The following is a 25,892-nucleotide window of genomic DNA, read 5'->3' as shown; positions in this document are numbered from 1 at the left end:
GGGTCGATCTTCGGCCACGGGCCACGCAACACCAGTGGACGGATAACCGCCGACCATTGGCGGGAGGTCGGCATCGACCGGTAGTGTTCGACATTGCCGAACGGCGGCAGCGACGTCGCACGGTCGACGCTCGAAGGGGACGGAGGCAGTACGGCGATGGCACGGAACATCCAGTCGCTCGAACGGGCGGCCGCGATGCTGCGGCTCCTCGCAGGCGGTGAGCGGCGGCTCGGCCTGTCCGACATCGCCTCGTCGCTGGGCCTCGCCAAGGGCACCGCCCACGGAATCCTGCGCACCCTCCAGCAGGAGGGCTTCGTCGAGCAGGACGACGCCTCCGGGCGCTACCAGCTGGGCGCCGAGCTGCTGCGGCTGGGCACCACCTACCTGGATGTACACGAGCTGCGGGCCCGCGCCCTGGTGTGGACGGACGACCTGGCCCGCTCCAGCGGGGAGAGCGTGTATCTGGGCGTGCTGCACCAGCAGGGCGTACTGATCGTCCACCACGTCTTCCGCCCCGACGACAGCCGCCAGGTGCTGGAGATCGGGGCCATGCAGCCGCTGCACTCCACCGCCCTCGGCAAGGTCCTGTCGGCGTACGACCCGGTCGCGCACAGCGAGGTGATCGAGGCCGACCGCAAGGCCTTCACCGACCGCACCGTGTGCGAGCTGGACGCCTTCGAGCACATCCTCGACGTGACACGCGCGCGTGGCTACGCGGCCGACGTCGAGGAGACCTGGGAGGGCGTCGCCTCCGTCGCCGCCTGCATCCACGACCGGCGCCGGATGCCGGTCGGCTCGGTCGGCATCACCGGTGCCGTGGAGCGGCTGTGCCGGGACGGCGAGCTGCGCCCCGAGCTGGTGGCGGCGGTGCGCGACTGCGCCCGCGCGGTGTCACGGGACCTGGGCGCCGGGCGGTTCTGAGAAGCCGGACGGGGCGAGAAACGGACACCGGAACGTCGTAGGACGTTCCGGCGCTTCGCCGTTCCCCCGCACTGCCGTCACCGGTGTCGACAAATCAACACAAGCAACAACGATCGCACATTCGACGACGTGACTCTTGACGCATGTGTGACGCCGGGGCAAGCTCCCGTCCATCGGTCGGCATTGTCGAACACCTACCGGCAATACGCGCTAGAGTGTGACAACGCCAAGGGCCGGCGCCGCTCTCACCCGAGGGCGACGCGAACCACCGGAGGGACCCGGAGGTTCGGCTTCCCCTGGACGAAGGACAAAGGAGTCGCGGGTGTCCAGCTCCGACATCTTCATCGGCGAGACCATCGGTACCGCCATACTCATCCTGCTCGGCGGCGGCGTCTGCGCCGCTGTGACGCTGAAGGCCTCCAAGGCCCGCAACGCCGGCTGGCTCGCCATCACCTTCGGGTGGGGCTTCGCAGTACTCACGGCGGTGTACACCTCGGCGCCCCTGTCCGGCGCCCACCTGAACCCGGCCGTGACCGTCGCGCTCGCGATCAAGGACAGCGACTGGAGCAACGTTCCGGCGTACTTCGCCGGACAGCTGCTCGGTGCCATGATCGGTGCGGCTCTGGTGTGGGTCGCCTACTACGGCCAGTTCCACGCCCACCTCACCGACAAGGAGATCGTCGGCGGTCCGGGTGCGCAGGCCACGACGGCCAAGGCCGTCGAGGCCCAGGAGAAGGGCGCCGGCCCGGTCCTGGGCATCTTCTCCACCGGTCCCGAGATCCGGAACGCGGTGCAGAACCTCCTCACGGAGATCATCGGCACGGTCGTGCTGGTGCTCGCGGTCCTCACACAGGGCCTGAACGACAGCGGCAAGGGCCTCGGCACGCTGGGCGCCCTGATCACCGCGCTCGTGGTCGTCTCGATCGGTCTGTCGCTCGGCGGCCCGACCGGCTACGCGATCAACCCGGCCCGTGACCTCGGTCCGCGTATCGTCCACGCCCTGCTGCCCCTGCCCAACAAGGGCGGTTCCGACTGGGGCTACGCCTGGATCCCGGTGGTCGGTCCGCTGATCGGCGGCGCCATCGCGGCAGGCATCTACAACGTCGCTTTTGCTTAGGAGTACGAGCTTCACCCGTTCGAGTGAGAAGCACCGAAACTCTCAGCACGCGCCGTACGTAAAGCCCCATAACCACGGAACTTCCAGGAGCAGACAGTGACCGACGCCCACACCGCCGGGCCCTTCATCGCCGCCATCGACCAGGGCACCACCTCGTCCCGCTGCATCGTCTTCGACCGCGACGGCCGGATCGTCTCCGTCGACCAGAAGGAGCACGAGCAGATCTTCCCGAAGCCGGGCTGGGTCGAGCACAACGCCAACGAGATCTGGACCAACGTCCAGGAGGTCGTCGCTGGGGCCATCCAGAAGGCCGGCATCACCCGCGACGACATCAAGGCCATCGGTATCACCAACCAGCGCGAGACCACCGTGCTGTGGGACAAGAACACCGGTGAGCCCGTCCACAACGCCATCGTCTGGCAGGACACCCGCACCGACGCCCTGTGCCGGGAGCTCGGCCGCAACGTCGGCCAGGACCGCTTCCGCCGCGAGACCGGCCTCCCCCTCGCTTCCTACTTCGCCGGTCCCAAGGCCCGCTGGCTGCTGGACAACGTCGAGGGCCTCAAGGAGCGCGCCGAAGCCGGCGACATCCTCTTCGGCACCATGGACACCTGGGTCATCTGGAACCTGACCGGCGGTGCCAACGGCGGCAAGCACGTCACCGACGTCACCAACGCCTCCCGCACCATGCTGATGAACCTCCACACCATGGCGTGGGACGAGAAGATCGCCGAGTCGATCGGCGTGCCGACCCAGATCCTCCCCGAGATCCGCTCCTCCGCCGAGGTCTACGGCGAGATCACCGGCGGCAAGCTGGGCGACCTGCTCGGCGGCATCCCGGTCGCCTCCGCGCTCGGCGACCAGCAGGCGGCCCTGTTCGGCCAGACCTGTTTCTCCGAGGGCGAGGTCAAGTCGACGTACGGCACCGGCACCTTCATGGTGATGAACACCGGTGAGAAGATCATCAACTCCTACGCGGGCCTGCTGACCACGGTCGGCTACAAGATCGGCGACCAGCCGACGGTCTACGCCCTGGAGGGCTCGATCGCCGTCACCGGCTCCCTGGTGCAGTGGATGCGCGACCAGATGGGCCTGATCTCCACCGCTGCCGAGATCGAGACGCTCGCGCTGTCGGTCGAGGACAACGGCGGCGCCTACTTCGTGCCGGCCTTCTCCGGCCTGTTCGCCCCGCACTGGCGCTCCGACGCCCGCGGTGTGATCGCCGGCCTGACCCGGTACGTCACCAAGGCGCACCTGGCGCGTGCCGTCCTGGAGGCCACGGCCTGGCAGACCCGGGAGATCGCCGACGCCATGGTCAAGGACTCCGGCGACGAGCTGGTGGCCCTCAAGGTCGACGGTGGCATGACCGCCAACAACCTGCTGATGCAGACGCTCTCCGACGTCCTGGACGCACCCGTGGTGCGCCCGATGGTCGCCGAGACCACCTGCCTCGGCGCCGCCTACGCCGCCGGTCTCGCCGTCGGCTTCTGGAACAGCACCGACGACCTGCGTGCCAACTGGCGCCGGGCCGCCGAGTGGACCCCCCGCATGGACGCGGAGACCCGCGACCGTGAGTACAAGAACTGGCTCAAGGCCGTCGAGCGGACCATGGGCTGGCTCGATGAGGACGACGAGAACTGACCGCAGCTCTCGAACTCTGATGAGGAGTAAGAACCCGAAATGACCAGTCAGACCACCCTGCAGTCCGTGCCTGCCCTCGGTACGCACCCGGCCTCCGGCTCCAACCCGAGCCGCGCCGAGACCCGGGAACAGCTCGCCAAGGCGTCGTACGACCTTCTCGTGATCGGCGGCGGCATCCTGGGCATCTCCACCGCCTGGCACGCCGCGCAGTCCGGCCTCAGGGTGGCTCTGGTCGACGCCGGCGACTTCGCCGGCGCCACCTCCTCCGCCTCCTCCAAGCTGCTCCACGGCGGTCTGCGCTACCTGCAGACCGGCGCGGTGAAGCTGGTGGCGGAGAACCACTTCGAGCGCCGTGCGGTCTCCCGCCAGGTGGCCCCCCACCTGGCGAACCCGCTCACGTTCTACCTCCCCGTGTACAAGGGCGGGCCGCACGGCGCCGCGAAGCTCGGGGCGGGCGTGTTCGCCTACTCCGCGCTCTCCGCCTTCGGTGACGGCGTCGGACACCTCCTCTCCCCCGCCAAGGCGGCGCAGGACGTGCCCGAGCTGCGCACCGACAACCTCAAGGCCGTGGCCGTGTACGGCGACGACCAGATGAACGACGCGCGCATGGCGCTGATGACGGTCCGCGGGGCCGTCGAGGCGGGCGCGGTCGTGCTCAACCACGCCGAGGTCACCGGCCTGCGCTTCACCAAGGGCCGGGTGACCGGCGCGGACCTGAAGGACCGCACGACCGGTGACGAGTTCGGCGTCAACGCCCGCCTCGTGCTCAACGCGACCGGCCCGTGGGTCGACCACCTGCGCAAGATGGAGGACCCCGATGCCGCGCCGTCGATCCGCCTGTCGAAGGGCGCGCATCTGGTCCTGAAGCGGACCGCGCCCTGGAAGGCGGCGCTCGCCACCCCGATCGACAAGTACCGCATCACCTTCGCCCTGCCCTGGGAGGACATGCTCCTGCTGGGCACCACGGACGAGGAGTTCGAGGGCGACCCGGCGGACGTCGCGGTCACCGAGAAGGACATAGCCCAGATCCTGGACGAGGCCGCGTTCTCCATCCGGGACCAGCAGCTGGACCGCGACCTCATCACCTACTCCTTCGCGGGTCTGCGCGTGCTGCCGGGCGGTCCCGGTGACACGGCAAAGGCCAAGCGCGAGACGGTCGTGACCGAGGGCCGGGGCGGCATGCTCTCCGTCGCGGGCGGCAAGTGGACCACCTTCCGGCACATCGGCCGCACGATCATGAAGAAGCTGGAGGCGCTGCCGGGCCACCCGCTGGGCGACGACTTCGAGCCGATCGCCTCGCTGCCGAAGAAGCTGCCGCTGCCGGGCATCGCCAACCCGCGCGCGGTCGCCCACCGTCTGCTCACCGACCGCCCGGCGCCGGGTCCGCGCATGGCGGCCGACACCGCCAGGCACCTGGCCACCCACTACGGCTCGCTGGCCTTCGACATCGCCCGCATCGCCAACGAGAACCCGGAGCTGGGCGAGCGCGTCCACCCGGACGCCCCGGAGATCTGGGCCCAGGTCGTCTACGCCCGGGACAACGAGTGGGCCGAGACGCAGGACGACGTGCTGCGCCGCCGTACGACGCTGACGATCCGGGGTCTGGCGACGGACGACGTCCGGGCGAAGGTCCAGGACCTGCTCGACAAGAAGTGACCTCGCACGCGCCGCGGGAGGGTTTCGCCGGATGAGCCTCCCACGGCGCCAGGTCCGGCCACTCCCCTGACCAGGCCGGACCGCACGAGGGCGGCCCCTTCCGCACCGGGGCCGGCCACCACCGGAGGGGGCGGCTCCACGCCGACGGAGCCGCCCCTTCCGTCTCTCGGGGACGCTTCGCCCCTCAAAGGGAACCTCTCGCCCCCAAGGAACCCTTCGCCCCCCTGGGAACCTCTCCCCCCCCCAGCGAACCTTTCGCCCCCAAAGAACCTTCGCCCTCCCCAGGGAACCTTTCGCCCCAAGGAACCTTTCGCCTCTCAGGGAAGCAGCGCCCCGCCGAGCCGCCTCCAGTGCGCCGACGCGGATGCGCCCGGCTCGATGCCGATCACCTGGACGGCGACATGATCGGCCCCCGCCGCGACATGGGCCCGGAGCTTGCCGGCCACCGTGTCCACGTCTCCCCAGAACACCAGGTCGTCCACGAGGCGGTCGCTGCCGCCGTGCTCGATCTCCTCGTCCGAGTAGCCCAGCCTGCGGAACTTGGCGAGGTTGTACGGGGTGCTGAGATACGGCCGCAGATGCTCACGTGCCGTCGCGCGCGCCCGGGCGGGGTCAGGCTCGAGGAGTACCGGGTGCTCGACGCCGAGAAAGCCGTCCGGACCCAGGATCTCCCTCGCGGCTGCGGTGTGGGCGGTGTTGACGTGGTAGGTGTGCGCGCCGAGGGAGCGGTCCCGGGCCAGGGCGAGCATCTTGGGGCCGTACGCGGCCAGGACGCGCCGTACCGGGATCCGTGGCGCCGGGACGGGTGACTCCTCGGCGAGGGCATCAAGTTCGTCGAGGTACTCGGCCATCGCCGCCAGCGGTTTGACGCCCGGCCTCTTGAGCCCGCCGAAGCCCAGGCCGAGCACATGCCGGTCCGGGTAGGCGTCGGCCAGCAGGGCGCTCGCGCCGTACGTCGCCCGGGCCTCGCGGGACCAGATCTGGGCGATGCCGTTGACCACGTGCAACCGCTCGGTGCCGGCGAGCAGGAAGCCGGCGTGGGTGAGGGCCTCGCGGCCGCCGACTTCGGGGACCCACAACGCCCGCCAGCCCCGTTCCTCCAGCTCCTGGGCCGAGTCGCGTACCTCTGTGGCCGACTGGTGCTCGAAGTCGAAGGTGTAGATGCCGAACGTTCCCAGGTTCATCATGGATCGGAATATCGCAGATTCTCGATATGAGGCGCAACAGACACGCCATTCCCGACGCGAGACACGCCAACTGCTAGAGGGTCTGTCCGAGTTGGGCGACCAGCCCGGCGATGCGGTCCTCGTCGCGCCGGTAGTGGGTCCACTTCCCCACCCGCGTCGCCCGCACCAGCCCCGCACGCTGCAGCTCCGCCAGATACGCCGACACCGTCGACTGCGCCAGCCCGGCCTTGGCCTGGATGTGGCTCACGCACACCCCGACCTCGCCGGGATCCGCGATGGCCCGGTCCATGGGGAAGTGCCGCTCGGGCTCACGCAGCCACAGCAGCAACTGCAGGCGTACCGGATTCGACAACGCCCGCAGGGCGCTGACCAGGTCGGGATCCGGTGAGCTCGCTGCGTCGGCCATGAGTCCGGAGTATAGGTCGCCCACTCGATCGACCCCGCATAATGGCGTCAGACATCGGATGTCTTGCACGGCATCCTGAACGGCAGGGAGGCCGGTCATGGCAGTCACCGACGAGGCGATCGAGAAGATCAAGGGCATGATCGTCTCCGGCGCGCTCCGCCCCGGCGACCGGCTCCCCAAGGAGAGCGAACTGGCTGCCGAACTCGGACTGTCCCGCAACTCCCTGCGGGAGGCCGTGCGCGCCCTGTCGCTGATCCGGATCCTGGACGTACGGCAGGGCGACGGCACGTACGTCACGAGCCTGGACCCGCAACTGCTGCTGGAGGCGCTGAGCTTCGTCGTCGACTTCCACCGCGACGACACGGTGCTGGAGTTCCTCGCCGTGCGCCGCATCCTGGAACCGGCGGCCACGGCGATGGCGGCGTCGAGGATCAGCGAACAGCAACTGAACGCGCTGACGAACCAGTTGGACAAGCTCGGCAACGACCCGTCCGTGGAGGAGCTGGTCGCCTGCGACCTGGAATTCCACCGGGGCATCGTGCAGAGCTCGGGGAACTCGGTGCTCTGCTCGCTGCTGGACGGCCTGTCCGGGCCCACCACGCGAGCGCGCATCTGGCGTGGGCTCACCCAGGAGGACGCGGTCAGCCGGACCCTGCACGAACACCGGGCGATCCTGGAGGCGTTGCGGGACCGCGACGCGGAGGCGGCCCGGTCGTGGGCGACGGTGCACATCGCGAGCGTGGAGCAGTGGCTGCGGTCCACTCTGTGACGCGGGGCGGGGGCACGAGAGCCGGCCGTCGGGGGCGACGCCGAAGGGTGCGCCCCAGAACCAGCAGCCGCCGATCGGGGACACGCCGGCCGTCGAAGACCGCGCCGATCCACCCCTTCCCTGCCCGTCGGCCCTTCCGTCATCCCGACCCCCGGCCGGTACAGGCGCCCCGCCAGGACACCAGCGGCGGGTGCGGGCCGCCGGCCGCCGTGCCGGCACCTCCGCCTCCCACTGCCGCAGTGCGGCGACGGCCGCGGGGACCCGTCACGGCCCAGCGCGGCAGCAGCGCCGCGCCCCCGGCCGCCAGGTCCTCGACACGCACGGGCGACCAGCAGCGCCCCCAGGTTGCCCACGATCCCGGCGCTCCGCAGACGTGCCCTTGAGGCAACTCCGCTCAACCGGCGAAGAGTTCCGCAGGTCGGCCACGTCAGGGGGCGGCTTCGGCCGATGCCACACGAGTGGGTGACGGAATCCGTCAACCGCGCCCGTCGGCCGGACACAGCTCGGATGACTGCGGGGTGTTCCGGGGTGGTGAACGGGGCAGTGATCCGTTCACCACCCCATGCAAGGGGGCTGCGGGCGCCCGCGTCGCACGCCGTAAGGTTGGGTAGTCAGGCGAGGGCACGTCGGAAGGAGGCACTGGGTGATCGAGCTCGAGGGGGTTCCCGAGCTGATCGACCCGGTCATGGTGGCCGCGTTCGAGGGCTGGAACGATGCCGGCGACGCCGCCTCCACCGCGGTCGCGCATCTGGACAGGGAGTGGAAGGGCGAAGTGTTCGCGGCGCTGGACGCCGAGGACTACTACGACTTCCAGGTGAACCGCCCCACGGTGTGGATGGACGACGGAGTGCGCAAGATCACGTGGCCCACGACAAGGTTGTCGGTGGTCCGCATCAGCGGTGAGAAGCCGCGTGATCTCGTCCTAGTCCGAGGTATCGAGCCATCCATGCGCTGGCGCTCGTTCTGCAACGAGCTCCTCGGCTTCGCGCACGAGCTGGGCGTGGAGCTGGTGGTCATCCTGGGCGCCCTGCTCGGCGACACCCCGCACACGCGTCCGGTCCCGATCAGCGGGACCACGTCCGACTCGGACCTGGCCCGCCGCATGGATCTGGAGGAGACCAAGTACGAGGGCCCGACGGGCATCGTCGGCGTCCTCCAGGAAGCGTGCACCCACGCGGGCGTACCGGCCGTGTCGCTGTGGGCCGCCGTACCGCACTACGTCTCGCAGCCGCCCAACCCGAAGGCGACGCTGGCCCTGCTCAACCGGCTCGAGGACCTGATCGACGTACGCATCCCGCTGGGCGAGCTGCCCGAGGACGCGCGCGCCTGGCAGGTCGGCGTGGACCAGCTGGCCGCCGAGGACAGCGAGGTCGCGGAGTACGTGCAGTCGCTGGAGGAGGCCCGGGACACGGCGGAGCTGCCGGAGGCGTCGGGCGAGGCGATCGCCCGCGAGTTCGAGCGGTATCTGCGCAGACGGGACCCGTCGGCGGGCGGGCACGCCACGGCGGACGGCGGGGAGGCCGGCCCGTTCCTGAAGGACAACCCGGGCGGCCGGACGAAGCCGCCCAAGCCGCCGAGGCCGAGCGGCACGGACGACGACGAGTCGTCGGAGGAGTGAGGACGAGGGCGGTGCGCCGGGCGCACCGCCCTCGCTCGCCTCACGGGGACGGGACGGAACTCGTCAGGCCGTTCGGGGTTCGCGCCGTCCCGGAGCTCACGCCGTCCCGGGGTTTGCGCCGTCCCGGAGTTCACACCGGCACGGAGATCACGCCGGCACGGAGCTCACACCGGCACGGAGATCACGTCGTACGTCGTCTCCGGTGCCGGCGTCGTGGTGAAGCGCGCGTTGGGCAGGTAGAGGCGGCCCTGGTACGCGGCCGCCGTGGTCGGTACGTCGAACAGCGGGTCGGTGATCCGGCGCTGGAAGACGCCGCTGCGGCCGTCGGCGGCGAGAGTGAACACGTCGATGGCGTTCTGCCGGTTCTGGACGACGTACAGCGTCCGCCCGGTCAGCAACAGCCCGTCGCCGTTGGTCAGCGGGGCCGCGTCGCCGAGGTCCACCAGCTCGGTGACGCCCGTGCGCGAGTTCACGCGGTGCAGGCCGCCGACCCCGGACTGCACCACCAGCAGGGCGGATCCGTCGGGGGTGCCGGTGATGCCGTTGGCGTTGACGACCTCGCCGGGGACCTGGCTCCAGGCGCCGCTCAGGGTGAGCGTCACGACCTCGTCCGCGTCCGGCAGTTCGCCGCGCCGCCCGAGCGGCAGGGCGTAGAGCGCGGGTTGGTAGGAGTCGGTGAACCAGGCCGTGCGCGCGGTCAGGAACACGTCGTTGGCGAAGGTCGGGGTCGCCGTGGTCAGGACGTACGAGGCGAGGATCCTGCCGCTGCGGACGTCCACGACGCGGGCGCCCTGGCCGCGTCCGGCGACGAACAGGCGCCCCCGGTGATCGAGTTTGAGCCCGACGGAGGGCGTGCCCGGCCCGGCCGAGATGACGGAACCCTCGCCGGTGCGCAGGTCGGCGCGGTAGATCGAGCCGTCGCCGAGGGAGCCGAGGTAGGCGTACGGTCCGCCGCCGATGGTGATGCCCTCCGGGCGGAAGCCGTTCGGGAGGTGGATCACGGTGGGCCGGGGTGGATTTCCGGCCGCCGTGGCGGGAGTGCCGGCGGCCGCGACGAGTACGGCACCGGCGGTGGCGGCGCCGGCCGTCAGGAGTGCGCGGCGGGTGGGATGAGGTGCGAAGGAGCGGTGCTCGGGGGCCACGGTGCGTCCTTCCGCGGACAGGACCGGCCGTCGGCTGGTCCAACGGTCAACTGACTCCTCCACCCCACCACAAGCCGGCCGCCCCCGCAGCCGTGGACAGCCTCTCGACAGCGACTGGACACATCTGACCCGATTTCCGCGTGACATCTGTTTCCAGCCGGATTGCACACGTTGCCCAATTCAACTTGTTTCCAAACCGAGTTGGCGAAAGCGGTCTGGACGGAACGGTCCGCGAGTGCTTGGTTGTCCCCCGAAGGCGCGCCGCACCACCCGCACTTGCCACCCGCAGGACCGAAGGGAGCGGCAGACGATGACCGACCAGGCACAGCCGGCTCAGGGCCCGGGAGCGTCCGGGCCGGGGCCCGACGGAGCGGGATTCACCTATCGAGGAGCCGAGCAGGAACTGATCGTCGTCGCCCGACCGGAGGCCCGGCTGCGTGCCCGGGCCGAGGGCGTGCGGTCCGCGGCGGGCGCCGACGTCTCGGCTCTCAACATGTTCCTCACCGACGAACAGCTGTCACTGGAGCCCCTGTTCGGCAGCGAGGAACGCCTCCAGCAGGCCACCGGCGCGCAGGACGTGCCCGACCTCGCGCTGTTCTACCGGGTGCGCGGCGGGGAGAGCCGCGCCGAGGAACTGCGGGCCCGTATCGCCGCGCTGCCGGGGATCGACACGGCGTACGTGAAGCCGGGTGCGGTGCCCGCCTCCTTCGGGCGGATCGGGGAGGACGGCGGGCGGCTGAAGGAGGGCACGCCCCTCACGCCCGACTACAGCGGCCGACAGGGATATCTGCGGCCCGCGCCCGAGGGCGTCGACGCGCACTGGGCCTGGCAGCGGCCCGGCGGCACCGGTCAGGGCGTGACCGTGATCGACGTGGAGGGCTCCTGGCAGCTCGGCCACGAGGACCTGGCCGCCAAACTGGCCGGCGTCGTCGTCGGCACCCCGCTGACCGACCTCGCCTGGCGCAACCACGGCACCGCCGTGATCGGCGTGATCGGCGGCGACCGGGGCGAGCACGGCGTGACCGGCATCGTGCCGGACACGGTGACCGCGGCCGCGTCCTTCCAGGGCCTCGGCACGGCGGCCGCGATCCAGGCGGCGGCCGACCGGCTGAGCCCCGGCGACATCGTGCTGATCGAACTGCACCGCCCGGGGCCCCGGTTCGAGTACGCCGAACGCGACGACCAGCGCGGCTACGTCGCTCTCGAATGGTGGCCGGACGACTTCGCCGCCGTCCGCCACGCCACCGCCAAGGGCGTCCTCGTGGTCGCCGCCGCGGGCAACGGCGCCGAGTCGCTCGACGACGCCGTCTACGAGCGCCGCCCGGACGGCTTCCCCGAGTCGTGGCGCAACCCCTTCAACCCCTCCAACCCGTCCTCCGGGTCCGTGCTGGTCGGCGCGGGCGCCCCGCCGCCCGGCACCCACGGCCGCGACCACGGACCCGACCGCTCACGGCTGGCGTTCTCCAACTACGGCGCCCGGGTGGACGCGCAGGGCTGGGGCCGCGAGGTGACGACGACCGGCGGCTCCTGGGACAGGCCCGGCGATCTGCAGGGCGGGCCCGAGGAGATCGCCTGGTACACCGACACGTTCTCGGGGACGTCGTCCGCCTCCCCGGTGGTGGTCGGCGCGCTGGCCGCGCTCCAGGGCATGCTCAAGGCGGCGGGCCAGCCGCCGATGTCCCCCGAGCGCGCATGTGCCGTACTGCGGGCGACGGGTTCCCCGCAGCAGGACGCCCCGGGCCGGCCCGCCTCCCAGCGGATCGGCAACCGGCCCGACATCAAGGCGGCCGTCACCCATCTGGTGCCGCAGGCGGTCGGCTCCGGCCGGGCCGAGCGGTACTGGGACGAGCTGCTGCCGTATCCGCGTGAACTTCCGCCCCGGCTCCGGCTGTTCGTGGCCGGCGAGTGGCGCAACCTCAACCACCCGTCCCCGGAGATCCGCCAGGCGGTCCACACCGCCTTCGCGGGGGGACGGCCCGATGTCCGAGTGTGGTTCTCGGACGAGGAGATCGTCGGCCTGGTGATCACCGGCTGACGCAGCCCATCACATCAAGGGAAGGTGACACCCGAATGAGCACCACCCCGCAGATGAGTCACATGGGACAACAGCAGGGCCAGCAGTTCCCGAGCACGTCGCCGTACCAGCAGCAGCCGTCCGGGCAGCAGCAGGGCTACGGCCAGCAGCAGCCGTACGGCATGGGCATGAGCGGTTCGCTGGAGCAGCTCCAGCAGCTCGGCCAGCAGCAGCCCTACCAGCAGCTGCTCCAGCAGCTCGGGCAGCAGTTCGGCCAACAGCAGCCCCAGCAGCAGCTGGGCCAGCAGCAGTTCGCCGGCCAGCAGCAGAACCCGCAGCAGAACCAGCAGGACCAGCAGGCGCAGCAGGCCGAGCAGCAGATGCAGCAGCAGTTGCAGCAGGTCGCGCTGGCGGCGGTGCAGCAGGTCGTCCAGCAGGTCCAGGCGCAGGCACTGGCCTCCGGCGTGGCGAACGGCTTCATCGACATCGTCCACCCGCTGCAAGGGCAGCCGCATCAGATCTTCCTGCGCATCAACAACCAGTTCCGGGTCCTGAACAACCCGAACCCGCAGATCCACCAGCAGGTCCAGCAGGCCTTCGCGTTCGGGCACCAGGTGATCGGCATCTGGGACACCCAGTCGCCGAGCGTGCTGCGCAGCGTCCGCATCCAGCGACTCTGACGAGCACCTGAACAAACGCGTCGGGGCGCTTCCACCCGTGGGGAGGAAGCGCCCCTGTCGTGTCCGGGGTGGTCGGGGGCGCCTAGAGAGCTACGCCCAACAGCGCGTCCACAGCCCGCGATACGACGCCGGGGGCGCCCGGGTCCGTGCCGCCGCTCCCCTCCTGTGCGGCGGCCCAGCGGTCGACCGCGGCGAGCGCGGCCGGGGCGTCCAGGTCGTTGGCCAGGGCCTCGCGGATCTCCTCGACGAGCGCCTCGGCGGGCGGTCCGTCGGGCCGGGACACGGCGGCACGCCAGCGGCCGAGACGGGCCACGGCGTCCTCCAGCACCCGGTCGGTCCACTCCCAGTCGGCCCGGTAGTGGTGGGCGAGGAGGGCGAGCCGGATGGCGGCGGGATCGACGCCGTCGCGGCGCAGCTGGGAGACGAAGACGAGATTGCCCTTGGACTTCGACATCTTCTCGCCGTGCAGCGCGACCATGCCGGCGTGGACGTAGGCCTTGGCCATGGGGAACTCGCCGGTGAGCACCTGGGCGTGCGAGGCGCCCATCTCGTGGTGCGGGAAGGCGAGGTCGGAGCCGCCGCCCTGGACGTCGAAGCCCATGCCGAGGTGGTCGAGGGCGATGGCGACGCACTCGATGTGCCAGCCGGGCCGGCCGCGTCCGAGCGAACCGCCGTCCCAGTTGGGCTCGCCCGGGCGGGCGGCCATCCACAGCATCGGGTCGAGCGGGTTCTTCTTGCCCGGCCGCTCCGGGTCGCCGCCGCGCTCGGCGGACAGCAGCCTCATGGCGGCGGCGTCGAGGCCCGACACCTTGCCGAAGTTCGGGTCGGACTCGACGGAGAAGTAGATGTCGCCGTCAAGTTCGTACGCGGCACCCGCGTCCCGCAGGCGCTCCACGAGCGGCACGATGCCGGGTATCGCCTCGACCGCGCCGATGTAGTGCTGCGGGGGCAGCATGCGCAGGGCGGTCATGTCCTCGCGGAAGAGGGCCGTCTCCTTCTCGGCGAGGGCGGCCCAGTCGATGTCGTCACGCTCGGCCCGCTCCAGGAGCGGATCGTCGATGTCGGTGACGTTCTGGACGTAGTGAACCTGCCGCTTGGTGTCGAGCCACACGCGCTGCACGAGGTCGAACGCGTTGTAGGTCGCCGCGTGCCCCAGGTGAGTGGCGTCGTACGGCGTGATGCCGCAGACGTAGATACGGGCGACGGGACCGGGGTCGAGGCTGACCAGGCCCCCGGTCGCGGTGTCGTGGATCCTCAGGTCGCGGCCCTGACCGGGCAGGGCGGGGACCTCAGAAGCGGGCCAGGCATACATGTCATGAGCCTAACCGGACGGATGTTCCGTACACGAACCGGACCAGGCCGGATGGCCGGTGAGGCGTTCTTGCGCGATACCGGCCGCTGTGCTGCGCGCGATACGGAGAGTGTGCTCCTACACGGGCGGCCAGGGAATGGCCGGCCACTGTCCGCTCGGCTCCGGATGCTTCCCGGACGTCAGCAGCGCCTCGACCCGCGCGCGTGTGGCTTCCACCTCGGCGGCCGTGATCAGCCCGGTGAGGCGTACGGCAAGCTCGCCGCCCGCCTCCAGCCCCTTGCGCAGGGAGCCGAGCACCTTGACGGCCTCCCCGGTCAGCGGCTCCCCCGCCCAGCCCCACAGCAGGGTCCGCAGCTTGTTGTCGACGTTGAACGTGACGCCGTGGTCGATGCCGTACAGCCGGGAGCCCTCGGTGGGCAGCAGATGCCCGCCCTTGCGGTCGGCGTTGTTGATCACGGCATCCAGGACAGCCAGGCGCCGCAACCGCTCGTCGTCGGCGTGCACCAGCAGCGCGGTCTTCCCCTCGCCGACCTCGGCGAAGCCGATGGCCTTCCAGCCGGGCTCGGGCTCCTCGCCGTCGACCAGGGCCAGCAGCTCCGACCCGGGCGCCACCTCGATCCACAGCTGGACCATGCCCTCGCCGTACAGCCCGTCCCGCAGCACCGTGGGCGGCACGAGCCCCCAGCCGGTCGCCTCGGAGATCTCGTACGCCGCGACCTCGCGCTGCGCGAGCGTCCCGTCGGGGAAGTCCCACAGCGGCTGCTCACCGGCGACCGGCTTGTAGATGCAGGACGCCTCGTGCCCGTCGTACGCGACCGTGCAGAACAGCGCGGCGTTGGACGCCTCGCGAATGCGGCCGCGGACGGTCAGCTCACCCTCGGTGAGCAGCTCCACCGAGGTCACGCTCCGCGGCGGTATCCGTTCTGGCGCGGACATACGTGTCCTTCCGGGTCGAGCGGGAGGCTGCACAGGGGACACGGCGGCCGCCCCGCGTTGACGACGTCCAGGGCACGCTTGGCGAAGGCTCGCGCCTGCGCGCCGGTGAGCCGGACCCGCAGCATCGGGGGCCCGTTCTCCTCGTCCTGAAGCAGCCGCTCCTCGGCCTCGGCGAGGTCCTCCTCGGAGTCGGCGTCGAGCTCCACGAGGGCCTGCGCCTCGACGATCATCCGCTGCTCCTCGCCGTCCCAGGCGAGGGCCATGGTGCCGACGCGGAACTCCTCCTCGATGGGAGTGCCCAGCGGCTCGGTGTCGGCGATCTCGGAGGGCGCCATGGCGGGGACTGAGGCGCTGCCGCCACTACGCCGTACGACCTCGTCGAGCAGCTCGTCCATGCGCTCGGCGAGGGCGGCGACCTGGGTCTTCTCCAGGGCCACGCTGGTCACCCGGGAGCCTGCGGTGGCCTGGAGGAAGAACGTACGGCGCCCGGGCAGTCCGACCGTACCGGCCACGAAGCGGTCCGGGGGGTCGTAGAGGAACACCTGACGGGACACGTCCTGTCTCCATTGGAATCGTGAGTGCGGCGAATCGTGGGGCGGCGAAATCGTGAGTGCGGGGCTGCTTCGACCGCTTCACCCTACTGCGCCGGACGATCACGGTGCGCCCGCGCCGCCCCCGACCGTCGCGTCACCGGCCGGCGGCTCCTCGCGCGGGGCGAGGGAGGCGAAATCGCCTGTGTCCCCGAGGCGTACGAGAAACGGCCTCAGGCGTGTGTAGCGGATCGCGGTGATGGAACACGGTTCTACGGAAATCCTCTGGAAGAGGTCGAGATGAAGACCGAGTGCGTCCGCGACGAGGGACTTGATGATGTCGCCGTGCGAGCACATCAGATACACGGCGTCGGCACCGTGATCGCGCTCCACGCGCGCGTTCCACTCGCGTACGGCCTCGGCGGCCCGGGTCTGCATCGCCCGCATCGACTCGCCGCCGGGGAACGCGGCCGCCGACGGGTGCGCCTGGACGACCTCCATCAGCGGCTCGTCCTTGAGCTCGGCGAGCTTGCGGCCGGACCAGTCGCCGTAGTGGCACTCCCCGATCCGCTCGTCGGTGTGCGCGGTAAGCCCGGGCCGGGCTTCGAGGAGCGGCCGCATCGTCTCCTCACAGCGCTGCAGCGGGCTCGTGACGACCTCGGACAGCGGCAACGCGGCGAGCCGTGCGGGCAGTGCGGCGGCCTGCTCGGCCCCGCGCTCGTCGAGGGCGACGCCGGGCGTCCACCCGGCGAGCAGTCCCTCGGTGTTGGCGGTGGAACGTCCGTGCCGGACCAGGATCAGCGTGGGCATGCCGCCCAGGGTAGGCGCACGACGGGGTGCGTTCGGGGCCGGAGGGCGGGAGAATACGCTCCGTGATCGTCGACTGCGCCATCTACCGGGACGGGCGCCGGATACAGGGGCCGGGGGACATCTCCGACGCCCTGGATCTGTGCCGCCCCCAGGACGACGCGTTCGTCTGGATCGGCCTGTACGAACCCACGGAGAAGGAGTTCGACAAGGTCACCGAGGAGTTCGGGCTGCATCCGCTGGCCGTGGACGATGCGCTGAACGCTCATCAGCGTCCCAAGCTGGAGGTGTACGACGACTCGCTGTTCATGGTCCTCAAGCCGGTCGGGTACGACCCGGACAGCGACGTCGTCACCTCTGGCGAGGTGATGGTCTTCATCGGCGACTCGTTCGTGGTGACCGTCCGGCACGGTGAGGAGGCCCCGCTGGCGGCGGTACGAAGCCGTCTGGAGCACGAGCCTGAGATGCTCCGGCACGGTCCCACGGCGGTGCTGTACACGATCGCCGACGCCGTGGTCGACCACTACGTCGACGTGGCGGACGAGTTGGGCACGGACCTGGACGAACTGGAGGCGGAGGTGTTCTCGCCGGCCCGCGGCGGCTCACGGCACACGGCGTCCCGGATCTACGCCTTCAAGCGGCAGGTCCTGGAGTTCCGCAGGGCCACCGGCCCGCTCGCACAGCCCCTGGAACGGCTCGCCGACACGGGTCTGCTCAGCTCGCCCGTGCCCTTCGTGCACGACAAGGCGCAGCCCTTCTTCCGCGACGTCAGCGACCACCTCACGCGCGTGAACGAGGCGGTCGAGGGCCTCGACCGCCTCGTCTCCGACGTCCTGTCGGCGCACCTCGCGCAGACCAGCGTCCGGCAGAACGACGACATGCGGAAGATCTCCGCGTGGGCGGCCATGGCCGCGGTCCCCACGATGATCGCGGGGATCTACGGCATGAACTTCGAGCATATGCCGGAGCTGACCTGGCTGTGGTCGTATCCGGCGCTGATCGCGTGCATGGCCGCCCTCGAGGTGCTGCTGTACCGGCTGTTCAAACGCCGGGGCTGGCTGTAGGGACCGGATGCCGTCAGGCGAACTCGGGCGCGGACGTGGCGGGTCCGCCGAGGGCGTCGCGTCGTTCCGGCATCTTCAGGGACACCATGCGCCGCCAGCCCGCGAGCCGCTCCCAGACGTACATGGCGTGGATGCCCGCGCCGAGCACGGCCGCCTTGGGGCGGGACCAGCCGAGGATGCGCCCCATGTGGTCCATGACCGCGAGGCTGACGTCCCGGTAGACCCGGATCTCGGCGAGCGCGCACTCGCGCAGCGTCCGCTGGATCAGCCTGCCGCGCCCTGCTGCCGCGAAGCGCAGCAGTTCCTCATGGGTGTACGCGAGGTGGTTGTCCTCGTCGTTGGAGATCATCCGCACGGCCTTGCCGACGTCCGGGTGGTCAGCGAAGTACTTTCTGAGCATCACCATCTGGTCGGCGGCCCGCTGCTCGGTGACCCGGCTGTGGGACAGGTAGACGATGATGTCCTCGACCGTGAGCGGTTGCTCGGACTTGAGCTTCTCGTGGGCGAGACCGATGCCGTGCTGCTCCAGCAGCATCGTGTAGTCGGTCTCGGGCGGGACGGGGACGGGTTCGAGGCCGCGCTTCTTCATCAGGGCGTTGAAGATCCGCCCGTGCTTGTCCTCGTCCGCCCCGTGCCGGGTGATCTTGGGTGCGAGCGGGCGCTGGCTCTCCGGGACGAGCGCGGCGATCCGCGCGTTCTCCCAGCCGCCCTGGGTCTCGCCGCTGGCCGCGATGGAGCAGAACAGGCGGAAGGACTCGTCGTTGTCGATGATCTCCTGGAACAGACTCTTGGCCGAAAGCATCGTGGGGCACCTCTCTGCAGGACGCCGCAGGATTCCGCAAAGAACGAGTCAAATGCGGTAAGAGAGGTGCTGCAACAGCTGTGTCGGACAACTCCGCCAAAAGAATGACGATCGGGGTCACGACGCGGGCGTAACCGCGTGGACACGCGCGCGTTGTTCTGCATGACGGCCGTGGCGGGGAAGACCCCCGAGCCCCCACCACGGCCGCTGAAACTTGGCAGGTCCTGCGGTCTGCCGGTGACGCCGGGCGTCACGCGAGCCCGGCGCGCTCCAGGGCCTCGGTGCCGGCGCGGAGCGAGGCGAGCCGCTCGTCGAGCGTGAAGCCCGCGGGAGCCAGCGACAGGGTCGTGACCCCGGCCGCCGCATAGGCCTTCATCCGGTCCGCGATGCGGTCGACGGAGCCGAGCAGCGTGGTCTTGTCGATCAGGTCGTGCGGTACGGCGGCCGCGGCGCCCTGCTTGTCGCCGGAGAGGTACTTGGTCTGGATCTCGGCGGCTTCCTTCTCGTACCCCATGCGCTGGGCGAGCTGGTTGTAGAAGTTCTGCTTGGGGCTGCCCATTCCGCCGACGTACAGCGCGGTGTAGGGGCGGAAGGTGTCGGCCAGCGTGGCCACGTCCTTGTCGTCGCCCACGGCGAGCGGCAGGGTCGGGCAGACGTCGAACCCGTCGAGGGTCTTGCCGGCCTTCTCGCGCCCGGCGCGCAGGTACTTGATCGTCGTGTCCTCCAGGTGTTCGGCGGAGGGGAAGATCAGCAGGGCGCCGTCGGCGATCTCACCGGTCTGCTCGAGGTTCTTCGGGCCGATGGCGGCGATGTACAGCGGGATGTGCTCGCGCTGGGGGTGCACGGTCAGCTTGATCGGCTTGCCGGGGCCGCCGGGGAGCGGCAGCGTCCAGTGCTGACCTTCGTACGAGAGGCGTTCGCGCGTCATGGCCTTGCGGACGATCTCGACGTACTCACGCGTGCGTGCCAGCGGCTTGTCGAACTTGACGCCGTACCAGCCCTCGGAGACCTGCGGTCCGGAGACGCCGAGGCCGAGGCGGAAGCGGCCGCCGGAGAGCGAGTCCAGGGTCGCGGCCGTCATGGCCGTCATCGCCGGCTGGCGGGCCGGGATCTGGAAGATGGCGGAGCCGACGTCGATGCGCTCGGTCTGGGCGGCGACCCAGCTCAGCACGGTGGCCGCGTCCGAGCCGTACGCCTCGGCGGCCCAGCACACGGCGTACCCCAGCCGGTCGGCCTCCTGCGCGACGGCGAGGTTGTCCGCGTCCATTCCGGCACCCCAGTAGCCGAGGTTGATCCCGAGCTGCATGGCCGATCCCCTTACCGATCAGTAACGTCTTTTGTGGGCCCGACCATAGCGCGGGGCACGTCCCGCGGGGAGGCCGGTGTGGCGGGCGTCGCCCCGCAGGCGGCGGCACGGCGGTCGGTTTCCCCGGTCACCGTCCGGAAAACTGGTTATCCACAGGCCCCCCACATGGCAGGTTCTGGCCAGTAATCTCGGCGTTCATGGAGCAGAGGCATCTCGGCCGCACCGGCCTGCGCGTGTCCCGGATCGGGCTCGGCACCCTCACCTGGGGCCGGGACACCGACGAGCACGATGCGGCCGACCTCTTGAAAACCTTCTGGGAGGCGGGCGGCACCCTCGTCGACACGGCCGACGTGTACGGCGACGGGGAGGCCGAATACCTGCTCGGCCGGCTCATGGAAGGGCTCGTCCCGCGCCGGGACCTGGTGATCTCGACGAAGGCGGGCAGCGTTCCCGACCCGGACCGCCGCTTCGACGGCTCGCGCGGCCATCTGCTCTGCGCGCTGGACGCCTCACTGGCCCGGCTCGGCACGGAGTACGTCGACGTCTGGCACATCCACGCCTTCGACCCGTACACGCCGCTGGAGGAGACCCTCCAGGCCCTCGACCTGGCCGTCAGCAGCGGGCGCGCCCGCTATGCCGGTGTCTCCAACTTCTGCGGCTGGCAGCTCGCCAAGGCGGGGACATGGCAGCTCGCGGCGCCGGGCATACGCACCCGACTGGCGAGCACCCAGCTGGAGTACTCCCTGCTCCAGCGGGGCGTGGAGCGCGAGGTGTTGCCGGCCGCGCTGGACCTGGGCATCGGCATGCTCCCCTCCTCCCCACTCGGCCGGGGCGTGCTGACCGGCAAGTACCGCACCTCCACGCCGCCCGACTCACGCGGCGCCTCGGAGCATCTGGCGCCCTTCGTCGAGCCGTACCTCGACGACACGGCGAGCCGCATCGTGGACGCCGTGCAGACGGCCGCCGACGGGCTGGCCGTGACCCCGCTGCAGGTCGCCCTCGCCTGGGTCCGCGACCGGCCCGGGGTGGCCGCGCCCGTCATCGGCCCTCGCAACGCGCAGCAGCTCACGGCGGCATTGTCAGTGGAGGCCCTTAGTCTTCCTGACGAGATCTGCCGGGCGCTCGACGATGTGTCGGCGCCCGTGCACCGCTATCCCGATCACGACTGGAGCACGCTGTGAGCACGGAGCCGCCCGAGACCACGGGGAACACCGAGCCGGGGCCGACGGAGGCCACGCCGGGGGCGAGCGCCGGAGGTGCCGAGGAGCGGCCTGCCGGGGGCGAAGCGGCGTCCGGGGACCGCCAGGCCTCGGAAGGCGAAGGCGCAGACGTGGGCGTGGGCCCGGCCGTCGGGGCGGACGGCGGCGAGGGGGAAGCTGCCGTCCAGGACTCCGCAGCCAAGGACGGCGACGGGGGCGAGGGTGCGCAACTGTCGGAGGCCGAGGCCGAGATTGCCGCTCAGCGGATCGAGCGGGAGCGGATCGAGCGGCGCAAGGCCGAGCGGCAGGAGCCCTTGGAGAGCGGGGCCAAGCTCAGCGGGAAGGCCGCCGATCTGCTGGCCGCCGTACGGGCCGTGGAGAGCGGTGCGAAGCCGCCGGCCACCGTCTTCAGCGAGCCGGAGCCGCCGCGCCGCCCCGCCCCTCAGCCGGTACGCCCGCCGCGGCCCGTGGCGGCCGACGCGGCTGCGGCTCCGGCGCCGGAGGCCGTCGAGTCGGTGCGGCAAGTGCTGGCCGACGGCGGCGCTCCGGAGAGCCTCGCCCCGCAGGCCGCCGCGGTCCTCGGCGAGGGTGCGGGTGACCAACTGCGGTCGGACCCCTGGCAGTTGCTGCGGATCGACGGTGTACGGCCGGAGCAGGCCGACGGGTTCGCGCGTGCGCTGCTCGGCGCGGAGTGCGGACCCGACGACGAGCGGCGCGGCCGTGCGGTCACCGTCTGGCTGCTGGAACAGGCGGCCCTGGCCGGGCACACGGCCCTGGAGCTGGCGACGCTCATCGCCGCGCTGAACCAGCGGGGCGTGCCCGACGCCGACGCGGCCGTGCAGAACACCCTGGCCGAAGGCGAGGCCCTGGCCTTCCAGGACGCCCTGGACGCGCCCGGCACGCCCGCGCGGCGGGACGACGCGGCCGAGGAGGAAGAGGGGGGCGAGGAGCGGCCGGTCCGTGTCCTCGTCGGCCTGGAGCGGTACGCCCTCGCGGAGGAGAGCCTCGCCGACGGACTCGCGCGTCTGATCAACTCGGCGCCGAAGCAGGACGGTTCGGCCGAGGACTGGGAGCGGGCCGCGGCCGACGCGGGCTCGGCCGCCGACCTGGTCCGCGCGGTGGCGACCCATGGCCTGGTCCTCCACACCGGCGGGGAGGCGTCCCTGGCCGAACCGGCGGCGCTGCTGCACGCGGCGCGGAAGCTCGGGCTGCGGGCCTGGGCGGCCGCCCACAGCCCGATCGGACGGAGTCGCTTCGCCGCGCGGCTGAGCGGGACCGGCGCACCCGGCGTCGCCACCGTGGCCGGTCTGCTCTCCGGTGCCGAAGGGCCCGGCCGGGACGCTGACGGTGCGTTCGACCTCGATCTGCTCGTCGTGCTGGACGCACCGCAGGTGGATGTCGAGACGGCCGCCCTGCTCACGGAGTCGTTGCCGGACGGGGCCCGGCTGGTGCTGGCCGGAGATCCGGCGGTGCTGTGGTCGGCGGGGCCCGGGCGGGTGTTCGCCGACCTGCTGGCGGCGCGCAGTTGTCCGCAGATCGCCTCGCGGCAGCCGGATCCCGGCCCGCTGGGCGAGTTGGTGTCCGGGATCGGCATCGGCGAGCTCAACCAGGTCGAGGCCCCCGGCAAGGAGGTCGTGATCGTGCCGGTGCGCGACGCGGGCGAGGCCGTGCACCGCACCGTGCAGCTCGTCGCGGACTCGGTGCCGCGCGCGTTCGGCGTCCCCGCCGAGGAGACCCGGGTGATCACGCCGGGCCACGGCGGCGCGGCCGGCACGCGCGCGCTCAACGCCGCCCTCAAGGAGCGGCTCAACCCCGGCCCCGGCCGCTTCGGTGGCTTCGACCCCGGTGACCGCGTGGCCTACTCCCACGCTCCGGGGCGTACGGTGCCGGGTCAGGTGGTGAAGGCCGACGCCGAGGGACTGCATCTGGCCTGCGAGGGCGAGGCCGTCGTCGTACCGAAGGAACGGGTGGAGCAGTCCGTACGGCACGGCTGGGCCCTGACCGCACACCAGGCGGCGGGCGCCCGCTGGCCTGCCGTGGTCGTGGTCCTGCCCGGCGACGCGGCCCAGGCCCTCAGCCGCCCCTGGGTCTACACGGCCTTCAGCCGAGCCGACCGTCACCTCTCCGTGGTCCACGGCGTGGAGCAGGCCCTGCCGCGAGCCGTCGCCGAGGTCCCGGCGAAGCCGCGCACGACCCGCCTCCCTCTCCTGCTCAGCACCCAGGTGCCGGCGGCGGGCTGACCTGACCGCAGGCGACCCGCAGGCGCGGGGCGGGCGCACACGACGGCGGCGGCGGTCACGGATGAATACCGTGACCGCCGCCGCCGTCGTCGTCGAACAACCGCGCCCGCGTCGGCAGTCGCCTCCGCGAGCTACTTCAGCGACCCGCGTCAGCGATCCGCGTCCAGTGGCTCCAGATCATCTTCCTCGTCCAGATCCCGGTCGAGCTCGTCCTCGAGGTCGTCGTCGCTGTCGTCGTCGCCGTCCTCGGCGTCCTCGTCACCGTCCTCCGCCTCGTCGAGGTCGTCCAGGTCCTCGTCGAACACCGTGCTGACGTCGAAGCGGCAGACCACCCGCTGCGGATCGACCCCCTCGAAGGGCGCCTCCAGCCATTCCCCTGGCTCGGGCTGCTCGTCCGACGCGGTCACCCAGAGCGTGGAGTCGCCCTCCTCCAGGCCGAATTCCTTGTGCCGTGAGCCGATCTCGTCCGGCTCGAACTCGCCGAACAGGATGCCCAACGCGCCGTGCACCGTGCCGGAGGCATCCGCGTCCGACCCGTCGTCGTAGTCCGCCGCCTCGATCCGCTCGGCATGCGCCAGCAGTCGCTGCGGCTCCGCCACGATGTAGTCACGGCGGATCAGCACGCTCACAGCGTTCGGTTCCTCGGGTCCCGTGTACGGCGGCAGCGCGTCCTCCGTACCGGGGATCTCGAAGGGCGTGACCTCGTCGTAGCGGTCGTAGAGCAGCTCGTCGTAGACCTCGGCGGCTGCGGCCAGCTGGTTGAACGCCTCGTAGACGGCCGGGTCGTCCTCACCCGACCGACGTTCGACCGCGGCCAGGTGGCGGTCGAGCGCGGTCTTGACCGCCTCGGCGGCGGCGCGTACCTCGGCAGCGGTGGGCTGCACAGCATCAGACATAGTGCAGACGCTATCCGTACCGGGCCCCAGCCCGCACAATAGATGCGATGCCGGAATACGAATTTGTCGACGTGTACGTACCGCGCGGGGTCTCCCGCAAGGACGCCACACGCCTGCTGACGGACCATGCCGAGTACGGACACTGGGAGTTGGACCGCCTGAGCCTGCTGCGCGACGGCAGCCGCAGGGTGCGGCTGCGGCGCCGGATCATCCGCCAGGTGCGGGCCACATGGTGAGCTGAGAGGTCACACAGCGAGACGGGGACCGCAGGACGGACGCAGGACAGCAGAAGAGAAACACACGGAGCGGGCCCCGCCGAGGCGGGGCCCGCTCCGTTGCGTGCCGGGCGATTACGCCCTACGCCGAGGGCCGCGCCTTGCGGTACAGCACCGCGCCCGCGAGCAGCGCCCCCGCACCGACCGGCAGGGCGAGGCCCATCGGCAGGTCGACGCCGGTCTGGGCGAGCTCGGCGTCGCCCCGGGGCTGGGTGACGAAGTGGGCGCCCGGGTGGTTGCCCTGGGAGGAGCCGCCCGGAGTCAGGCCGCCCGTACCGGGCGGCGTGCTCGGGGAACCGGGGTTGCCCGGCTCGCCGGGGTTACCGGGGTTCCCAGGCTGCTCGGGGTTGCCGGGGTTGCCGGGGTTGCCGGGGTTCCCCGGGTTGCCGGGGTTCCCAGGGTTGCCCGGCTGCTCAGGGTTGCCAGGGTTTCCGGGGTTGCCCGGATTGCCCGGGTTGCCCGGCTGTTCCGGCGCCCCGGGCGGGTTCTCGTGGCCGCCGCCCGGCGGGGTGTGACTCCCGCCGCCGTTGTTGGCGCAGTCGTTGTCCTCGGCGGAGTTGCCGATGCCGATGATGTCGACGGTGTTGCCGCACACGTTGACCGGCACATGGATCGGCGCCTGGACGTGGTTGCCGGAGCCGACGCCGGGCGAGTCGGTGGCGTGTCCGCCGGCCGACGCCCCCGAGCCGCCGTGGCCGCCGGACGAACCGCCGCCCTGGTTGCCACAGCTGTTGCCGCTCGCCGGGTTGAGCACCCCGACGACATCGACGGTGTTGCCGCAGACGTTGACCGGCACGTGCACCGGCGCCTGCACCGTGTTGCCCGACAGCACGCCGGGCGAGTTCACGCTGGAGCCGTGCGCACCCGAGCCGGTCGCGTGGGCGGCGCCGCCCGCGGCGGCGACGATGCCGGTCGCGGCCGCCACGGTCATCAGGCCCTTGCGGGTGACCTGTCGCATTCGCTTGTTACCTGCCTTCGACCTTGTTCCGGAAATACGACGCCGGAAATGGACCGGCGCTGTAGAAAAGGCCGGTCGGCCCCGGAGCGCATGGCACGCGCTCCGGGGCCGACGGGCTCAGCCCCTTTCACGGGGCGAGGCACAACGTCACTTGTTGATGCAGGTGTTGCCGAAGGCGGGGTTCAGCAGCCCGATCACCGAGATCGTGTTGCCGCAGACGTTCACGGGGACGTGAATCGGAGCCTGAACGACGTTGCCCGACAGGACACCCGGGGAGTGCACGGCAGCACCCTGGGCACCGGAGTCGGCGACGGCGAGGCCCGCGCCCGCGAGAACCAGCCCACCAGTGGCAGCCGCAGCGGCGACGACCTTCTTGATCATTATTCCTCCTTGTTGGCAATGCGATCACAAGTAGC

At 71.3% G+C, this 25,892-nt stretch carries 24 protein-coding genes; 12 read left to right on the top strand and 12 right to left on the bottom strand.

The genetic code is table 11. From position 1 onward, the window contains the following. Positions 1-156 precede the first annotated feature (156 nt). The 4 genes from ACFY5C_RS28500 to ACFY5C_RS28485 all read left to right on the top strand — a co-directional run bounded on the left by ACFY5C_RS28500 (position 157) and on the right by ACFY5C_RS28485 (position 5,335). Positions 157-921, top strand: coding sequence for an IclR family transcriptional regulator (locus ACFY5C_RS28500; protein WP_328428845.1), 765 nt, complete (start codon positions 157-159; stop codon positions 919-921). A 322-nt stretch (positions 922-1,243) separates the two neighbouring features. Then, positions 1,244-2,038, top strand: a complete 795-nt coding sequence (locus ACFY5C_RS28495; protein WP_389449076.1) for an MIP/aquaporin family protein — start codon at positions 1,244-1,246, stop codon at positions 2,036-2,038. Positions 2,039-2,134: 96 nt separating this feature from the next. Continuing rightward, positions 2,135-3,679 carry a glycerol kinase GlpK gene (gene glpK, locus ACFY5C_RS28490; protein WP_389449073.1) on the top strand — a complete coding sequence of 515 codons (1,545 nt, stop codon included), beginning with the start codon at positions 2,135-2,137 and terminating at the stop codon, positions 3,677-3,679. Positions 3,680-3,718: 39 nt separating this feature from the next. Next, a complete protein-coding gene (locus ACFY5C_RS28485; RefSeq protein ID WP_389449070.1) occupies positions 3,719-5,335 on the top strand; it encodes an FAD-dependent oxidoreductase in 1,617 nt (538 codons plus the stop codon). 317 nt (positions 5,336-5,652) lie between these two features. Here ACFY5C_RS28485 and ACFY5C_RS28480 read toward each other — a convergent pair whose 3' ends face one another. Then, positions 5,653-6,522: a TIGR03620 family F420-dependent LLM class oxidoreductase gene (locus ACFY5C_RS28480; RefSeq protein WP_389449067.1), complete on the bottom strand. Its 870-nt coding sequence runs from the start codon at positions 6,520-6,522 to the stop codon at positions 5,653-5,655. 73 nt (positions 6,523-6,595) lie between these two features. Next, positions 6,596-6,928 carry an ArsR/SmtB family transcription factor gene (locus ACFY5C_RS28475; protein WP_389449064.1) on the bottom strand — a complete coding sequence of 111 codons (333 nt, stop codon included), beginning with the start codon at positions 6,926-6,928 and terminating at the stop codon, positions 6,596-6,598. A 97-nt stretch (positions 6,929-7,025) separates the two neighbouring features. Here ACFY5C_RS28475 and ACFY5C_RS28470 point away from each other — a divergent pair, with 97 nt between their 5' ends. Both ACFY5C_RS28470 and ACFY5C_RS28465 read left to right on the top strand, forming a co-directional pair. Continuing rightward, positions 7,026-7,697 (top strand): FadR/GntR family transcriptional regulator, encoded by a 672-nt coding sequence (locus ACFY5C_RS28470; protein ID WP_389449061.1) that lies wholly within the window; start codon positions 7,026-7,028, stop codon positions 7,695-7,697. Between the two features lie 643 nt (positions 7,698-8,340). After that, positions 8,341-9,315 (top strand): PAC2 family protein, encoded by a 975-nt coding sequence (locus ACFY5C_RS28465; protein WP_389449058.1) that lies wholly within the window; start codon positions 8,341-8,343, stop codon positions 9,313-9,315. Positions 9,316-9,479: 164 nt separating this feature from the next. On the opposite strand, the gene ACFY5C_RS28460 is transcribed toward ACFY5C_RS28465, so the two are convergent. Further along, positions 9,480-10,457, bottom strand: a complete 978-nt coding sequence (locus ACFY5C_RS28460; RefSeq protein ID WP_389449055.1) for an SMP-30/gluconolactonase/LRE family protein — start codon at positions 10,455-10,457, stop codon at positions 9,480-9,482. Positions 10,458-10,767: 310 nt separating this feature from the next. Between ACFY5C_RS28460 and ACFY5C_RS28455 the strand changes: the two genes are divergently transcribed. Together ACFY5C_RS28455 and ACFY5C_RS28450 are read left to right on the top strand one after the other, a co-directional pair. Then, positions 10,768-12,492 carry a S8 family peptidase gene (locus tag ACFY5C_RS28455; RefSeq protein ID WP_389449052.1) on the top strand — a complete coding sequence of 575 codons (1,725 nt, stop codon included), beginning with the start codon at positions 10,768-10,770 and terminating at the stop codon, positions 12,490-12,492. Between the two features lie 35 nt (positions 12,493-12,527). Then, positions 12,528-13,151 carry a hypothetical protein gene (locus ACFY5C_RS28450; RefSeq protein WP_389449049.1) on the top strand — a complete coding sequence of 208 codons (624 nt, stop codon included), beginning with the start codon at positions 12,528-12,530 and terminating at the stop codon, positions 13,149-13,151. A gap of 82 nt (positions 13,152-13,233) precedes the next feature. Here ACFY5C_RS28450 and mshC read toward each other — a convergent pair whose 3' ends face one another. The 4 genes from mshC to ACFY5C_RS28430 form a co-directional block, all read right to left on the bottom strand. Beyond that, on the bottom strand, positions 13,234-14,463 hold the full coding sequence (mshC, locus tag ACFY5C_RS28445) for a cysteine--1-D-myo-inosityl 2-amino-2-deoxy-alpha-D-glucopyranoside ligase (RefSeq protein ID WP_389449046.1): 1,230 nt from the start codon (positions 14,461-14,463) through the stop codon (positions 13,234-13,236). A gap of 117 nt (positions 14,464-14,580) precedes the next feature. Further along, positions 14,581-15,399, bottom strand: a complete 819-nt coding sequence (locus ACFY5C_RS28440) for an SCO1664 family protein (protein WP_389449043.1) — start codon at positions 15,397-15,399, stop codon at positions 14,581-14,583. Beyond that, complete coding sequence (locus ACFY5C_RS28435; protein ID WP_362381002.1) at positions 15,363-15,953, bottom strand: DUF3090 domain-containing protein; 591 nt, start codon at positions 15,951-15,953, stop codon at positions 15,363-15,365. The genes ACFY5C_RS28440 and ACFY5C_RS28435 overlap by 37 nt, the downstream gene beginning before the upstream one ends. Before the next feature lie 99 nt (positions 15,954-16,052). Then, entirely contained in the window at positions 16,053-16,739 is a 687-nt protein-coding gene (locus ACFY5C_RS28430) for a histidine phosphatase family protein (RefSeq protein WP_389449040.1), read from the bottom strand. Positions 16,740-16,801: 62 nt separating this feature from the next. Between ACFY5C_RS28430 and corA the strand changes: the two genes are divergently transcribed. Further along, the gene (corA, locus tag ACFY5C_RS28425; RefSeq protein WP_389449037.1) at positions 16,802-17,800 is read left to right on the top strand and encodes a magnesium/cobalt transporter CorA; all 999 of its coding nucleotides are present in this window, start codon (positions 16,802-16,804) and stop codon (positions 17,798-17,800) included. A gap of 13 nt (positions 17,801-17,813) precedes the next feature. On the opposite strand, the gene ACFY5C_RS28420 is transcribed toward corA, so the two are convergent. Both ACFY5C_RS28420 and ACFY5C_RS28415 read right to left on the bottom strand, forming a co-directional pair. Beyond that, complete coding sequence (locus ACFY5C_RS28420) at positions 17,814-18,602, bottom strand: ferritin-like domain-containing protein (RefSeq protein ID WP_389449034.1); 789 nt, start codon at positions 18,600-18,602, stop codon at positions 17,814-17,816. A 250-nt stretch (positions 18,603-18,852) separates the two neighbouring features. Continuing rightward, positions 18,853-19,908 (bottom strand): LLM class F420-dependent oxidoreductase, encoded by a 1,056-nt coding sequence (locus ACFY5C_RS28415; protein WP_389449031.1) that lies wholly within the window; start codon positions 19,906-19,908, stop codon positions 18,853-18,855. A 197-nt stretch (positions 19,909-20,105) separates the two neighbouring features. Here ACFY5C_RS28415 and ACFY5C_RS28410 point away from each other — a divergent pair, with 197 nt between their 5' ends. Together ACFY5C_RS28410 and ACFY5C_RS28405 are read left to right on the top strand one after the other, a co-directional pair. Next, a complete protein-coding gene (locus ACFY5C_RS28410; protein ID WP_389449028.1) occupies positions 20,106-21,089 on the top strand; it encodes an aldo/keto reductase in 984 nt (327 codons plus the stop codon). Continuing rightward, positions 21,086-23,347: a helix-hairpin-helix domain-containing protein gene (locus ACFY5C_RS28405; RefSeq protein WP_389449026.1), complete on the top strand. Its 2,262-nt coding sequence runs from the start codon at positions 21,086-21,088 to the stop codon at positions 23,345-23,347. The genes ACFY5C_RS28410 and ACFY5C_RS28405 overlap by 4 nt, the downstream gene beginning before the upstream one ends. A 149-nt stretch (positions 23,348-23,496) precedes the next feature. Here ACFY5C_RS28405 and ACFY5C_RS28400 read toward each other — a convergent pair whose 3' ends face one another. Continuing rightward, on the bottom strand, positions 23,497-24,243 hold the full coding sequence (locus ACFY5C_RS28400) for a hypothetical protein (protein WP_389449023.1): 747 nt from the start codon (positions 24,241-24,243) through the stop codon (positions 23,497-23,499). A gap of 47 nt (positions 24,244-24,290) precedes the next feature. Here ACFY5C_RS28400 and ACFY5C_RS28395 point away from each other — a divergent pair, with 47 nt between their 5' ends. Beyond that, positions 24,291-24,479, top strand: a complete 189-nt coding sequence (locus ACFY5C_RS28395; RefSeq protein WP_005485166.1) for a DUF5703 family protein — start codon at positions 24,291-24,293, stop codon at positions 24,477-24,479. A gap of 121 nt (positions 24,480-24,600) precedes the next feature. Here ACFY5C_RS28395 and ACFY5C_RS28390 read toward each other — a convergent pair whose 3' ends face one another. Both ACFY5C_RS28390 and chpH read right to left on the bottom strand, forming a co-directional pair. After that, a complete protein-coding gene (locus ACFY5C_RS28390; RefSeq protein ID WP_389449020.1) occupies positions 24,601-25,476 on the bottom strand; it encodes a chaplin in 876 nt (291 codons plus the stop codon). Positions 25,477-25,623: 147 nt separating this feature from the next. Continuing rightward, positions 25,624-25,857: a chaplin ChpH gene (chpH, locus tag ACFY5C_RS28385; protein WP_048584573.1), complete on the bottom strand. Its 234-nt coding sequence runs from the start codon at positions 25,855-25,857 to the stop codon at positions 25,624-25,626. Between the last annotated feature and the right edge of the window lie 35 nt (positions 25,858-25,892).

The organism is Streptomyces sp. NPDC012935 (assembly GCF_042900345.1).
In the GTDB taxonomy this organism is placed as follows: Bacteria; Actinomycetota; Actinomycetes; order Streptomycetales; family Streptomycetaceae; genus Streptomyces.
This window is presented reverse-complemented; position numbering and strand designations above follow the sequence as displayed.

Coding starts and splice junctions, on each gene's coding strand:
- ACFY5C_RS28500 (WP_328428845.1), top strand. CDS start 157: ATGGCACGGAACATCCAGTCGCTCGAACGGGCGGCCGCGATGCTGCGG.
- ACFY5C_RS28485 (WP_389449070.1), top strand. CDS start 3,719: ATGACCAGTCAGACCACCCTGCAGTCCGTGCCTGCCCTCGGTACGCAC.
- ACFY5C_RS28480 (WP_389449067.1), bottom strand. CDS start 6,522: ATGATGAACCTGGGAACGTTCGGCATCTACACCTTCGACTTCGAGCAC.
- ACFY5C_RS28475 (WP_389449064.1), bottom strand. CDS start 6,928: ATGGCCGACGCAGCGAGCTCACCGGATCCCGACCTGGTCAGCGCCCTG.
- ACFY5C_RS28470 (WP_389449061.1), top strand. CDS start 7,026: ATGGCAGTCACCGACGAGGCGATCGAGAAGATCAAGGGCATGATCGTC.
- ACFY5C_RS28455 (WP_389449052.1), top strand. CDS start 10,768: ATGACCGACCAGGCACAGCCGGCTCAGGGCCCGGGAGCGTCCGGGCCG.
- ACFY5C_RS28450 (WP_389449049.1), top strand. CDS start 12,528: ATGAGCACCACCCCGCAGATGAGTCACATGGGACAACAGCAGGGCCAG.
- mshC (WP_389449046.1), bottom strand. CDS start 14,463: ATGTATGCCTGGCCCGCTTCTGAGGTCCCCGCCCTGCCCGGTCAGGGC.
- ACFY5C_RS28440 (WP_389449043.1), bottom strand. CDS start 15,399: ATGTCCGCGCCAGAACGGATACCGCCGCGGAGCGTGACCTCGGTGGAG.
- ACFY5C_RS28430 (WP_389449040.1), bottom strand. CDS start 16,739: ATGCCCACGCTGATCCTGGTCCGGCACGGACGTTCCACCGCCAACACC.
- ACFY5C_RS28420 (WP_389449034.1), bottom strand. CDS start 18,602: ATGCTTTCGGCCAAGAGTCTGTTCCAGGAGATCATCGACAACGACGAG.
- ACFY5C_RS28415 (WP_389449031.1), bottom strand. CDS start 19,908: ATGCAGCTCGGGATCAACCTCGGCTACTGGGGTGCCGGAATGGACGCG.
- ACFY5C_RS28410 (WP_389449028.1), top strand. CDS start 20,106: ATGGAGCAGAGGCATCTCGGCCGCACCGGCCTGCGCGTGTCCCGGATC.
- ACFY5C_RS28400 (WP_389449023.1), bottom strand. CDS start 24,243: ATGTCTGATGCTGTGCAGCCCACCGCTGCCGAGGTACGCGCCGCCGCC.
- ACFY5C_RS28395 (WP_005485166.1), top strand. CDS start 24,291: ATGCCGGAATACGAATTTGTCGACGTGTACGTACCGCGCGGGGTCTCC.
- ACFY5C_RS28390 (WP_389449020.1), bottom strand. CDS start 25,476: ATGCGACAGGTCACCCGCAAGGGCCTGATGACCGTGGCGGCCGCGACC.
- chpH (WP_048584573.1), bottom strand. CDS start 25,857: ATGATCAAGAAGGTCGTCGCCGCTGCGGCTGCCACTGGTGGGCTGGTT.